16 protein-coding genes are annotated in these 12794 nt (G+C 46.6%); 13 read left to right on the top strand and 3 right to left on the bottom strand.

The genetic code is table 11. The annotated features are described in order from the left end of the window. Position 1: 1 nt before the first annotated feature. Positions 2–1024: a glycosyltransferase family 2 protein gene (locus VST71_10945; protein ID MEC4686235.1), complete on the bottom strand. Its 1023-nt coding sequence runs from the start codon at positions 1022–1024 to the stop codon at positions 2–4. A gap of 347 nt (positions 1025–1371) precedes the next feature. On the opposite strand from VST71_10945, the gene VST71_10940 reads away from it, so the two are divergent. Next, a complete protein-coding gene (locus VST71_10940) occupies positions 1372–1959 on the top strand; it encodes a rhodanese-like domain-containing protein (protein ID MEC4686234.1) in 588 nt (195 codons plus the stop codon). Between the two features lie 63 nt (positions 1960–2022). On the opposite strand, the gene VST71_10935 is transcribed toward VST71_10940, so the two are convergent. Then, entirely contained in the window at positions 2023–2682 is a 660-nt protein-coding gene (locus VST71_10935) for an HAD-IA family hydrolase (GenBank protein MEC4686233.1), read from the bottom strand. A gap of 78 nt (positions 2683–2760) precedes the next feature. Here VST71_10935 and VST71_10930 point away from each other — a divergent pair, with 78 nt between their 5' ends. The 12 genes from VST71_10930 to VST71_10875 all read left to right on the top strand — a co-directional run bounded on the left by VST71_10930 (position 2761) and on the right by VST71_10875 (position 12451). Next, a complete protein-coding gene (locus VST71_10930; GenBank protein ID MEC4686232.1) occupies positions 2761–3873 on the top strand; it encodes an SAM-dependent methyltransferase in 1113 nt (370 codons plus the stop codon). Between the two features lie 126 nt (positions 3874–3999). Then, positions 4000–5115 (top strand): site-2 protease family protein, encoded by a 1116-nt coding sequence (locus VST71_10925; GenBank protein ID MEC4686231.1) that lies wholly within the window; start codon positions 4000–4002, stop codon positions 5113–5115. Between the two features lie 253 nt (positions 5116–5368). Next, positions 5369–5755, top strand: coding sequence for a DUF302 domain-containing protein (locus VST71_10920; GenBank protein ID MEC4686230.1), 387 nt, complete (start codon positions 5369–5371; stop codon positions 5753–5755). Between the two features lie 90 nt (positions 5756–5845). After that, positions 5846–6208, top strand: coding sequence for a metalloregulator ArsR/SmtB family transcription factor (locus tag VST71_10915; GenBank protein MEC4686229.1), 363 nt, complete (start codon positions 5846–5848; stop codon positions 6206–6208). A gap of 147 nt (positions 6209–6355) precedes the next feature. Next, positions 6356–8356: a ferrous iron transport protein B gene (feoB, locus tag VST71_10910; protein ID MEC4686228.1), complete on the top strand. Its 2001-nt coding sequence runs from the start codon at positions 6356–6358 to the stop codon at positions 8354–8356. Positions 8357–8524: 168 nt separating this feature from the next. After that, positions 8525–9175, top strand: a complete 651-nt coding sequence (locus VST71_10905; GenBank protein MEC4686227.1) for a metal-dependent transcriptional regulator — start codon at positions 8525–8527, stop codon at positions 9173–9175. A gap of 113 nt (positions 9176–9288) precedes the next feature. Beyond that, on the top strand, positions 9289–9642 hold the full coding sequence (locus VST71_10900) for a hypothetical protein (protein ID MEC4686226.1): 354 nt from the start codon (positions 9289–9291) through the stop codon (positions 9640–9642). 39 nt (positions 9643–9681) lie between these two features. After that, positions 9682–10086: a M67 family metallopeptidase gene (locus VST71_10895; GenBank protein ID MEC4686225.1), complete on the top strand. Its 405-nt coding sequence runs from the start codon at positions 9682–9684 to the stop codon at positions 10084–10086. A gap of 11 nt (positions 10087–10097) precedes the next feature. After that, on the top strand, positions 10098–11018 hold the full coding sequence (locus VST71_10890) for a histone deacetylase (protein ID MEC4686224.1): 921 nt from the start codon (positions 10098–10100) through the stop codon (positions 11016–11018). 67 nt (positions 11019–11085) lie between these two features. Continuing rightward, a complete protein-coding gene (locus VST71_10885) occupies positions 11086–11655 on the top strand; it encodes a pyruvate kinase alpha/beta domain-containing protein (protein ID MEC4686223.1) in 570 nt (189 codons plus the stop codon). 63 nt (positions 11656–11718) lie between these two features. Continuing rightward, positions 11719–12093, top strand: a complete 375-nt coding sequence (locus VST71_10880; protein MEC4686222.1) for a HEPN domain-containing protein — start codon at positions 11719–11721, stop codon at positions 12091–12093. Continuing rightward, positions 12074–12451, top strand: coding sequence for a hypothetical protein (locus VST71_10875; protein MEC4686221.1), 378 nt, complete (start codon positions 12074–12076; stop codon positions 12449–12451). The genes VST71_10880 and VST71_10875 overlap by 20 nt, the downstream gene beginning before the upstream one ends. 41 nt (positions 12452–12492) lie before the next feature. On the opposite strand, the gene VST71_10870 is transcribed toward VST71_10875, so the two are convergent. After that, the gene (locus VST71_10870) at positions 12493–12714 is read right to left on the bottom strand and encodes a hypothetical protein (protein MEC4686220.1); all 222 of its coding nucleotides are present in this window, start codon (positions 12712–12714) and stop codon (positions 12493–12495) included. Positions 12715–12794: the final 80 nt, after the last annotated feature.

Below are 12794 nucleotides of genomic sequence, written 5' to 3'. Positions count from 1 at the left end.
TTTAGAATCCTTTCTTTTTTGAGAGGTAATGTTTCATCAATCCTGCTATCCCTCCTGTACCTACTGCCAGGGGGTAGAGTAACGTGTAATATAATGTGGCCAGAAAGGCAAAAAAGAGGCCCTTTGTTTTATGGAAGGCCCGAATGAGACGTCTGTTTACAAAGATGTTAACTGCAAATATCAGGGGGATGGGATAGAGCAACAGGCTGTTCTGTGTAAATATCCAGAGCAGAAGGAAGACGATGTTTAGGAAGAATGATAGCACATTGACCTTCAGTTCAACAGAGGCCGTGCCTGAATCAACAAGGAGGTCCTTGTTATTGATAGAGTAAATAGTCCAGAATTTGGATTTTTTGAAGGCATTTTTCATGGATCTCGAAAGAGAGTAATTAAAGATATGTTGTACCAGCAGGTCCGGGTTCATGATCAGTTTATATCCTTCCCTCCGTATCCTGTGACTGTACTCCACATCTTCGATTATGGGCATGAAGACTTCCGGAAAGCCCCCGCTCTTTCTGAAGGTTTCGGCATCAATGGCCATTGCGTGGGTTGCTATATAATCCGGGTTTCTTAGGTTCTTGGTCTCTGAGTAATTAATGAAGACAGACTGAAAAATACTGAAGAACCTGTTGTCATAAGACATGGGTGTATATGTGCCCCCGACAACCACGTCAGTACCGTTTGCAGCGTATGAAGCACGCGCAATTAAAAGGGCATCCTCTTTCACGATACAATCTGAATCAATGAAGAAGAGGAGGTTTCCCTCACTGTTCTGTGCGCCGGCATTTCTTGCCTTTGAAGCCCCGGAGCGCTCCTTTAAGGCCACAAGTTTGCAGGGGAACTTTTTAATGATCTCTATGGAGTTGTCGGCAGAACAGTCATCCACCACAATGACCTCGAAGTTATCATATCTGGATGAAAAAGCAGCTTCGAGGCACTTTCCGATGGTTGATTCCCCATTATAGTTGGGGATGATTATAGAGATGAACTCTGACACTGTCTTATTATACCCTATGTTAAGCAATTTTGGGTAGTATCTTCCTGAATATATAGTAATTTTAGGTTAAAGGAGAAGCTGTCAAAAAACTGTCCAATTCAGACCAGACTTGAGGAAATGGTGTCCCTTTTTGGACAACGTTGAGTGCCGAAAATGCTGATAAATTCACAAAACAATGAGTAGGTCGTTGATGGTATGAATTTTGCTTAACTTGATGGAGAAGACAAAGACGACAAAATGTTGTAAGATGATTAAAGCGGGTGGTTTCCCCAATGCATTTTCGGTGAAAGGAGGTGGTCTGTTCAGAAGTAGTTTTCTGTATTGAGGAGCCAATCCAGACTTGTTTGGCTTTATCACATCCAAAGGAGGAGAACATGAATTTGGTGAAAAAGACGTTGTTGTTAGCAGTACTGATGGTGTTTGCTTTTAGTTCGGTTGTCTTTGCCTTAAACCAGGAGGTCTACCCGATTAAGGGAAAGCACAAGGGTGGTGACGTGACTCCCAAAGAGGCCTACAAGATGCTCAGGAAGGATCCAAAAAATACCTTTATTGTGGATGTTAGAACCAGAACTGAATATCAGGATATAGGTCATCCCCTTGGGGCTTACAATATACCCTGGAAATTCTACACAACCAAGGTGGGAAAGAAGGGTTATAAAAAGGTTCTGAATAAAAATTTCTGCAATGACCTCAAGGCAAGGTTCAACCCAAAGACTGACACACTGTTGATGATGTGTCGAAGTGCTGCGAGGACTATTGCTTCAACCACTGCTGCGGTTGATTGCGGGTTTAAGGCAGACAAGGTATTTAACCTGCTTGGTGGTTTTGAGGGTGACAAGGTAAAAGATAAGAATAGCCCGTTCTATGGGCAGCGCATGATCGGAGGATGGCGTCTTGAGGGTTTACCGTGGACATATAAGATGGATAAGAATCTGACCTATCAGCCTGATCTCAAGAAATAAGATAAACGCGGCCAGGATAAAGAGGCCTGGGCCTGTAGCAGGGACTCAGGCCTCTTTATCACTTCACTCTTCAGTCTGTATTTTCTCCAGGATTTCCGGGAGTTCAGAAAGCCGTTCCCTGATTAGAAAATCAGCCCCCTTTAGTGCCTCTAACGGCCTGTAGCCGTAACCAGCGCCCACAGTAATGACGCCTGCTTTTCTGCCAGCCTCAATATCAAGGTTACTGTCGCCGACCATGAGTGCCTGATCAGGGGTGAGACCTTCCCGTTTGAGGACTGTTAGTACCGGCAGGGGAGAGGGTTTTTTCTCTGGTGTGCTGTCACTGCCGAGGATGTGATTAAAGTAAGGTGCCAGGCTGAGTTCTTCAAGGAGTCTCCGGGAAAGCTCCTCCCTTTTATTGGAGATTACCGCCTTTCCGTATGCACTGAGCTTGTCAAGGGTCTCTGTTACCCCTGGATAAGGTCTGGTATACTCTGTCAGATGGTCTGAGTAATACTCAAGGAATCTCTTCAGTACATCATCCTTCATCCCGATCTTTTCAGTCCCTATGACCTTTTCTATAAGCCTTGCTATCCCCTCTCCAACCAGTTTTACGGTCTCCTCCACTGTCATGGTCTTAAATCCATAGGGCTTCAGGGCATAATTGAGGGCATTGGTGATATCCCTTGAGGAATCCACAAGGGTGCCGTCAAGGTCGAATATTATGAGTCGTATCTTTTCCATTTCAGATCTTTATTCTCCGGGTTAGCACATTTTCAGGGATTGTATTATAATCTACTTATCGGGATTTAATCACGGGATATGCTTAAAAGGATAATCAGCGAGAGAATTAAGCAGGGGGGTTCCATAACGTTTGAGAGATTTATGGATATGGCCCTTTACCAGCCGGAATACGGGTATTATATGTCCGTGGAATCCGTCATAGGTCCTGATGGTGATTTTTTCACATCTCCGCATCTTCACCCGGTTTTTGGATGGCTCCTGGCGATACAGATAGATGAGATGAGGAGGCTTTTGGGAGAGCCCAAGGAGTTCACCATTCTTGAGATCGGTGCAGGCAGGGGATTTCTGGCAGAGGGGATTATCTCGTACATCAGGAGAGAGTTCAACTGGGGCGATAGGTGGCATTACATAATCGTTGAAAGAAATCCGCATATGCGGCAGGGGCAGGAAGAAACACTCTCGAAGTATAAAGGGATAGTTCAGTGGGTCTCCTCTCTTTCCGATGTGGAAAGGTTCTGCGGGTGTGTTGTCTCAAATGAGCTGCTCGACGCTTTTCCCGCACATGTAGTTCAGATGAATGATACCTTTTCCGAGGTATATGTGGATGTGGCGGAAGATGGATTTAAAGAGAGCATGGGGGCGTTAAGCACTCCCCTTCTGGAAGAATACATCAGGAGATACCGGATACCCGGGATAACCGGTTACAGGACAGAGGTGAACCTGAGGCTGAGGGGGTTTCTTGAAGAGATAAATAATCTCCTCTCCGAAGGCTTTGTTATCACCATTGATTACGGCTATCCTTCGTGGGAATACTATGCAGAGGAGAGGAGCCGGGGTACACTGCTCTGTTATCACAGACATACCTGTAATGAAGACCCGTATGGATACATAGGAGAACAGGATATTACTGCCCATGTTAACTTTTCCGCCCTCAGGGACTGGGGGGAGGATGTGGGGATGAGGACAATAGGGTATTGTCCCCAGGGTACATTTCTCGTCTCGCTCGGTATTGACAGGGTTATTTCAGGGATGTTGAGTGCTGATCCCGGATTTCAGAGTGAGATACCGAAGATTAAAGGGCTTCTGCTCGGGATGGGGGATACACATAAGGTGATGGTTCAGTATAAGGGTAACAGGAAGTCAGGGAGTTTGAGGGGATTTGAACTCAGAAACAGGCTTAATCTTTTATAACGCGGGATTTGGCGGGACAGGAGCCATACCAAGGGTTTCTCTCATAAGAGGATTCAATGATTGTCACTCTTTCTCTGCCTGTTTGATTGCTTTTCCCTGCAGCCGGACTGAAAAAGGAGGCTTTCGATGAATGGAACATTGCTTCACGGTTCATGGAAAATAACGAAAATAATGGGAATACCTATCCGGATCCATTTTTCGTGGCTTATTGTCTTTAGCCTGATAACCTGGTCATTATCTACTTTTTATTTTCCTGAAGCAGCGCCTGACCTTCCGGCTGTCTCTTACTGGATTAAAGGTACCATAGCCTCACTCCTCCTCTTTGCCTCTGTGGCATTCCATGAGCTTGCACACTCCTTTGTTGCCAGGAGATACAGGATATCAATTGTCAGTATAACGCTCTTTATATTTGGTGGTGTTGCGCAGATGAAGGGAGAGCCTCCGACCCCCAGGGCAGAGCTGAGGATGGCGATTGCAGGGCCGATTTCAAGTCTCTTTCTTGCTGGTCTCTTTTTTCTGTTCTATGCTGCTGCGGCCAGTGCCGGAGTGAAGGCCCTTTTTTCCTATCTTGCACAGCTTAACCTCATTCTCGGAGTCTTCAATCTGATACCGGGATTTCCCATGGATGGAGGCAGGGTGTTGAGGGCCGTCATATGGAAAAGGACAGGTGATTTTTTCTATGCCACACGAAGAGCCGCCACTTTCGGACAGAGGATAGCTCTTTTCTTTATCTTCTTTGGTCTGTTTTCAGTCTTTATGGGTGTTCCGGGAAGTCTGTGGCTGATACTTATCGGCTGGTTTCTCTATACGGCGGCGCAGACAAGTTATCAACAGGCGAGCCTTCAGGAGACCCTTTCGGGCATTAAGGTGAGGGATGTAATGATCACTGATATTGTAGCATTCACTCCGGATGTTACAATAGATGAGGCAGTGAATCATTATTTTCTCAAGTATGGTTTTGGAGGTTTTCCCGTATTTGAAAATGAAAATTTTCTCGGCTTTGTAACCCTTAAGGATATCAAGAAAGTTCCAAGGGAGGAGTGGGGGGATGTGAAGGTTTCCGACGTGGTGGTCTCACATAGCAGGCGCTGGGAGGTCTCCCCTGAAACCGATGTCATAAAGGCCCTGGAGTTGATGTTGAATGAGGACAGGGGAAGGCTTGTGGTTACGGAAGGAGGCAAGGTCATAGGGTTGATTACAAGGAACGGCATTGCACGGTACATGCAGATTATGGGGAGATGATAAATTTAATGATACCCGAATCCGGAGTTAAACGGTTGTTGGAAGCGATATGACAGAGTCTTCACTCATTCTCTATGGACATCGTGTCCATCTCCGAGGGAATTTCGCAATTCACCATCCGGGTGAATTTACTGCGAAATTAAAACCGTTCAGACTCTATCATACCGCTTCCCTTCCCTGTTTGAGGTTTTTATCGCCGGATTCGGGTATGGATCACTCAATTTGAGGGCATTTTAATTCAAGGAGGTTCGGAATGGAAAAGTTTGATTACACGGTTGAGACAAGCAAGGGTTTTGATGAGGCAGTGGAGGCAGTCATAGCACAGACAAAGGAGAAGGGGTTTGGAGTGCTGCATGTTCATGATGTGAAGGCAACGCTTGCGGGTAAGGGGTTTGAGAGGGAGCCGTTAAAGATTATCGAGATATGTAATGCCAAATATGCAAACGAGGTCCTGAAGGCCGACGTCAGGATAGCCCTCATGCTTCCATGCCCCATCAGTGTCTATGTAGAGAACGGTAAAACCTACATAAGCGCCTTGAGACCAAAGATAATATCGGATTTCTATCCGGAGGCAAACATTAAGACCATAGCAGAAGAGGTCGACCGGATAGTACTGGAAATTGTAAACGGGGCCAGGTAGAGGGGGAACTCCTAAACTCTTTTCTTGACATTTATACCCCGCCACTGTTAATATCAAACAGTTGAACGTTTGTTCATATATGTGTATTGAATGAAGAAGACAAAAGAAGAGATCTGCGAGATTACCTATGTTGACAGGAAGAAGGTGGTTTCTGTTGAAAAGAAGATGAAGAAGGAGTCGACAATACAGCTCCTTGCAGAGACCTTCAGGGCGCTCGGTGACCCGACAAGGGTAAAGATAATATTTGCCCTGTCGCAGGAGGAGCTCTGCGTGTGTGACATTGCAAACCTGCTGGGTGCAACAAAATCCGCTGTTTCTCATCAGTTGAGGGTGCTCAGAAATATGAAGCTCGTAAAATACAGGAAGGAAGGAAAGATGGCTTACTATTCACTTGATGATATACATATAAAGAACCTCTTTGATGAGTGTCTGAGGCACGTTGAGGATATGTAAGACAGGTATCGCTTTTATTTTGATATTTAGTTGAACAGTTGTTCAATCGTACAATAAAAGGGCTTCAATGTTTAACGGTTGCCTTCCGGGAACTGGCGATTGGACCCCGGATGCCATATATAAGTTTGTGACGGGAGAGAAAAAATAATGAATGCAAAGACAAAAGAAGCAAAGTGTAACTGTCATGGAAACGTTGATGAAGAAGTGGAGGGTTTGAGAAAGGTTGTCCTTGTCGGAAGCCCCAATGTGGGCAAGAGTGTTATTTTTGGTAACCTCACCGGGAAATATGTGACGGTCTCGAATTATCCCGGGACAACCGTTGAGGTGACCAGGGGCAGGGCCGTGATCGGTCATGCGGAATTTGGGGTAATTGATACCCCCGGGATGTATTCCTTCCTTCCCATAACCGAGGAGGAGCGTGTTGCCAGAAGGGTACTGATGGGGGAGAACCCTGATGTGATTGTCCATGTGGCTGATGCCAAAAATATTGAAAGGATGCTCCATCTGACCCTGCAGCTCCTTGAGGCAGGGCTTCCCGTTATCCTTGACCTCAACCTGATGGACGAGGCCGGAGGGCTGGGAATGAAGATTGATCTTGATGTTTTACGGAAGGCCCTGAAAATACCTGTTGTTGCAACCATTGCTACAGAGAAAAAGGGAATGGACCTCCTGAAAGAGACCATTTCGGGATATGAAAAGCATGTCAGCAGGGTGCCCCTCAGGTATGACGGGCTCATTGAGTCAGCCATAAAGGGGATTGAAGAGGGTCTGGAGGGGAGCTACGGTATTTCAAAGAGGGCGGTGGCTCTGCTTTTACTCCAGGATGACCCTGAGATAAAGGGCATGATCAGGGAGCGGGAGAAGGATGGGGGTGTAGCCGTTTATAAGATAGCTGAGGAGGCAGGGAGAGGGTTCAGTCAGCCGTTAAACTACGTTATCACACTGGCAAGGCAGGCGTTTATAACCAAGTTGGTGGAAGGTGCTGCTACAATTGAGATTTCAAGAAGGACTGACCTGAAAGAAAGGCTGAGTCAGCTCATGATGCATCCTCTGACAGGAATTCCCTTTCTCTTGCTGTCAATATATGCTTTGTATGAATTCGTGGGTGTTTTTGGTGCACAGGTCTCTGTTGATTTCCTGGAAAGGAGGGTTTTTGGAGAGTACATAAACCCTTTTGTTACAGGGGTAGTAACATCAATCATTCCCTGGAAGGTGGTTCAGGACCTCTTTGTTAACGAGTACGGGATAATCACCCTTGGTGTCAGATATGCCGTGGCCATTATCCTGCCGGTTGTGGCCACTTTCTTCATTGCATTTTCAATAATAGAGGATACAGGGTATCTGCCACGGCTTGCCATGCTCCTGGACAGGATTTTTAAAAAGATCGGACTCAATGGCAGGGCTGTAATTCCTGTTGTGCTGGGGTTCGGCTGTGATACCATGGCAACCATGGTGACGAGGACACTGGAGACACGGAGGGAGCGGGTGATAGCCACACTCTTGCTCTCCCTTGCGATTCCGTGTTCTGCACAGGTTGGTGTGATTCTTGCCCTCCTTTCAGGTAATGTAAAGGCCCTTGCAATATTTATAATTGTAATGACATCGGTCTTTCTCTTTGTCGGATTTCTGTCGGCAAGACTCATGCCCGGCGAACGTCCCCTCTTCTATATGGAGGTGCCACCCCTCAGATGGCCGAAGCTCTCAAACGTCTTTACCAAGACGTACACAAGGGTGGAGTGGTATTTTAAGGAAGTTTTTCCACTCTTTATTCTCGCAAGCGTTCTTATCTGGGCAGGAAAGCTTACAGGTCTTTTTGACATAATTGTTAATGTTCTGTCGTATCCTGTTAAGTGGATAGGGCTTCCGGAAGAGGCGGCGACTGCCTTTCTCTACGGTTTCTTCAGGAGGGATTTCGGGGCTGCAGGCCTGTATGACCTGAAGAATGCAGGAATCCTTGACGGTATCCCGCTTGTTGTCTCTATTATTACCCTTGCCCTGTTTATGCCCTGTATTGCACAGCTCTCCATTACCATAAAGGAGCGGGGGGTAAAGATGGCGGTTGGTATGGCTGCCTTTATCTTTCCCTTTGCCTTCTTTGTAGGGTTTGTTGTTAATCTCATTCTCAATGGCCTGGGGGTGACCTTATGAAATGCCGGTTGTGTGGACTTGAATTTAATGAAAGCGATGGACAGGCCGCCTGTAATGGCTGCCCTGTGGGAAGGTCATGCAGTATGATTAAATGCCCAAACTGCGGGTATGAAGTCCCGGGAGAATCGGGCCTCTTAAAACTATTTAAAAAATGGAAGGAGAAGAGAAATGCGTTTAAGCAACAAGGCTGAGGAAATACTGGAGTATCTGTGGATAATGATCCGTGAGATGGGAGAGGAGAGGGTAAGCTTGAAGGAGCTGAAGACAGACAGGGATGCTCCGGAGATTCAGGAACTTATGTCGTTAAACTATATTGATGTCTCCCCTGACTCAGCAACGTTGAGAGAGGAGGGGATGGGAGAGGCTGAGAGTGCTGTAAGGAGACACAGGCTGGCAGAGCGTCTGATGGTTGATGTGTTTGATTTGGACAGAGGGCTGATGGAGGAGAATGCATGTCTCTTTGAGCATCTGCTCCGCAGGGAGGTGGAGGAAAGCATTTGCACCCTTTTAGGCCATCCGGGGGTTTGCCCTCATAACAGACCCATCCCTGCAGGGAGGTGTTGCAGGGACTCTGTAAAGACAGCAAGGAATATAGTTTCGAGCCTGGCTGATGTCAAGAGGGGTGTAAAGGGGAGGGTGGCATACCTGCACACGAGGGATAATAAAAAGCTTCAGAAACTGATGACCATGGGTATATTGCCGGGAGTCACCATTGAAGTGATGCAGACCTTCCCATCGTATGTCTTCAGGCTTGGGCATACCCAGATAGCAGTGGATAAGGAGATGGCAACCGACATATTTATGATGCCGGGGAGATAGGCTTTAAGAAAAATTAACTTCCTTTTCTCTTTTTTAATCTTTGAGCTTCATTTCAATTGGTCAAACATGTTAAAATACCAAGGAGTTATCAGTGAATGTTAAGGAGGTTGTATATGTTTAAGAAGTTTCTCATTGTTACTGTCCTGTTTCTTTTCCTGTCTCAGAGTGTAGCCTTTGCAGCAGGGGCCAAGGGAGAGATAGTCTACAGGGATGCACTGTATGGGGCAGTGGTTGGTGCCATACTCGGAGGCGCTATTTATCTTGTTGATCAGGATGACTTTGCTGCGAAGCTTGGTATGGGAGTGGCTGTGGGTACATTGGGCGGCCTCGTTTTTGGAGTTGCAGAGACAAGGAGTTTTGTTGAGATAAAGAAGGATAATGTAAGGTTTGCCCTGCCTTTACCGATGATACAGAAGAAACATTCCGGTATCCTGTACTCAACCTCGCTTCTGAGAGTTGATTTTTAGCTTAATGTTGAAAAAGAGTCTGGATAATGACCTTATTACATGAAATCCATAAAGATCTCCAGGCAGCATTTAGATAGGTTAATCCATCATGCCCGTGAAGGTGCCCCCGAAGAGGTGTGCGGTATACTCGCCGGAGCAGATGATGAAGTTGTTGAGGTCTTTGAAATGGTCAACACAGAGCACTCGCCTGTCAGCTATTATATGGATCCAAAAGAGCAGTTTCAGGTTATGAAGGCCATCAGAGAGAAGGGGCTCAAGATGGTGGCAATATATCACTCCCACCCCGCATCAGAGGCTTTTCCATCAGCAAAGGATGTCAGGCTTGCCTTTTATGACGACCTTGCCTATATTATAATCAGTCTTATGAATGATGATGAACCGGTTGTGCGTGCCTTCAGCATAAAAGAAGGCCGGGTGGAAGAGTTAAAAATTGTAACCGTTTAGATGGAGCGTCCATGAAAAAGGCAGGATTTATTTATGACGCCGTCTTCCTGAATCATCTGACACCCGAGTGGCATCCTGAATCTCCGCAACGCCTTAAGTCAATACACAACAGACTGCAGAAATCCGATATATGGGAGTCCCTCATCCATCTCAAACCCAGAAAGGCAGGTTTTGAAGAGATAGAGGCTGTTCATACCCATGACTATGTTGAGAGGATAAAAAACTTCGGCACAGGTTATCTTGATGCTGATACCTTTATGTCCGAAGGGACCCTTGAGGCGGCTCTCCATGCTGCCGGCGCAGTTATGGAAGCCATTGAGAAGTGTCATCAGGGTGTTATAAATAGTGCATTCTGTGCAGTCCGCCCGCCGGGACACCATGCAGAGGCAGACAGGGCCATGGGGTTCTGCATATTCAACAACGTGGCTGTGGGGGCCGGATATGCCCGGAGATTGGGGTATGACAGGGTCTTTATAGTCGATTTTGATGTCCACCACGGTAACGGCACAGAGCATATTTTTTATGAGGACGATACGGTCTTCTACTTCAGTACCCACCAGTACCCCCATTATCCCGGCACCGGAAGTGAGCGTGAGAGGGGCTCCGGTAAGGGAGAGGGGTTTACGTATAATATCCCCTTACCGTCCGGTTCAGGGGATAAAGAGTACACACATATATATACGGAGGTGCTCCAGGGGCTTGTCTCTTCTTTTAATCCTGATATCATCCTGATATCAGCTGGCTACGATATACACGCAAAAGACCCCCTCTCCGGCATTCATGTGACGGATGAGGGGATAAGAAGTATAGCAAGGGGTATACTCACAGCAGCAGATGGACTCCCCACTGTATTTTCCCTTGAGGGCGGGTACGACCTGACTGCGCTTGCAGATTCTGTATTGATAACTACGGAAGAGATGCTTGGCAGGTGACAGGTTTTTTGTTTTTGCTTGTTTTTATCTTTTCTTTATGGTATAAATATTTTATGGAGGGCTTTTAATGGAAAGAAAGGTATTATATTTTGAGAAACCAGGTCGTGATAATACAGAGGACTGCCTTAGGGCTGTCCAGGATATACTCAAAGAGGGGCATATCCGTGATCTTGTGATTGCCTCCACCACCGGTGAGACAGGGCTCCGCTTCAGTGAGGCTTTAAAGGACAGTGGGGTGAATATCGTGGTTGTTACGCATTCTCACGGATTCAGGGAGCCAAATACCATAGAGATGCCTGCTGAGGTGGCAAGAAAGATCGAGTCAAATGGTGCAAAGGTATACACCGGTACCATGATTACTCATTCCCTTGAGACATCCCTGTCTTCAAAGTTCAACGGCCTCTATCCTACACTTATTGTTGCCCAGTCACTCAGGAGGTTCGGGGAGGGACCAAAGGTCTGCTGTGAAATGGCGATGATGGTGGTTGACGCAGGTCTTATCCCTGAGGGTGCAGAGGTCCTGACCGTGGCGGGTACCGGCAGGGGGGCGGACACGGTTATGATTGTAAAGTCAGCCGCTTCAAAGAGGTTTCTTGACCTGAGGGTGCTTGAGATACTGGCAAAACCCAGGAGTTGATAATTCAGCTTTGGTTTACGCAATCTTGACAGTATAGGTGAATTTTTAACCGAGGTGTAGGAAATGAGGGTTACAGACTGGATAAACCAGGCCAAAAGGACCGTAGCATCAGCAGAGCATTCCAAGAGCGGGGGTTTTTATGAGGATGCCTGTTTTCTTTCCCACCATGCTGCCATGCTTGGGGTTACAGGGCTCCTTACGAGGAAGGGCATAACTGCAACAGGTTCATCGGTCTATTTTCTTCTGAGCAGGGTGGAGACTGCAACAAAGCAATTACTGCATAAGGCGCGTCTTCTTGACACCTTTTTTGTTCCATCAAGATATCCTTATTGTTTTGAAAAAGGCGCTCCAAAGGATTACTTTGATGAGGAGACCGCAAAGGAGGCAATCGACAGTGCAAAGGCTATCCTGGGATTTGTTGAGACAGAGTTGGGTTGATCTGTTTTTCTTTGAACCGCTCTCGAATTTTATCCTTCGCCTCCATGAAGACAGGGGTGCTGATACCCTCGCAGTGGTCGTCTTCAATCCGGAAGGGGAAGATGTGCCACCCCCTTCACTTCCGGTAAATATACTCGTACTATACAGAACTCCAGTTGATTTCCTGAAAGATAATCTTTTTCTGAGGGAGCGTGACCCGTCTGGGGTGCTGAATTTCTTCAGCTATGGAATTGATTCTTTCAGGAACATGGTTAATGATGCCAATCCCCTGTCAATTCAGGCATTAAAGACAGGGCGCATACTCTTTGAGATTGATAATGCCATGGAGGAATTTGTCTCTCTGGAAAAAAATGTGTAGTCAGTATGCTGACTTCAAGGCCTGATTTTTAACTTTAATGCTCAAGGCTCTTCGCTGACTTTTATCTCATAAATCTCAAAAGGCGTCCCCCACATCTGAATGGTGGCTACATCTGCGGGTTTTCCTCTGACCCAGACATCCAATCCATCCTGCCTGAACTCCGGGGGCAGGTTGACGGGCAGAAAACGTCTGCCGTCTTTGGCCACCAGGCCATAGAATCCACCCTCCAGGGGAATCCATCTGACTTCTGCTAAAAAGGTCATCTCACCTCCCGGGCTGTCAGAATTAAAATTTCTATCAATCCCTTGTTTTTCAGTGATAGGTTCACAGCCAAGGGCCATAA

The sequence above is a fragment of the Nitrospirota bacterium genome (assembly GCA_035873375.1).
GTDB lineage: Bacteria > Nitrospirota > Thermodesulfovibrionia > Thermodesulfovibrionales > JdFR-85 > BMS3Bbin07.
This window is presented reverse-complemented; position numbering and strand designations above follow the sequence as displayed.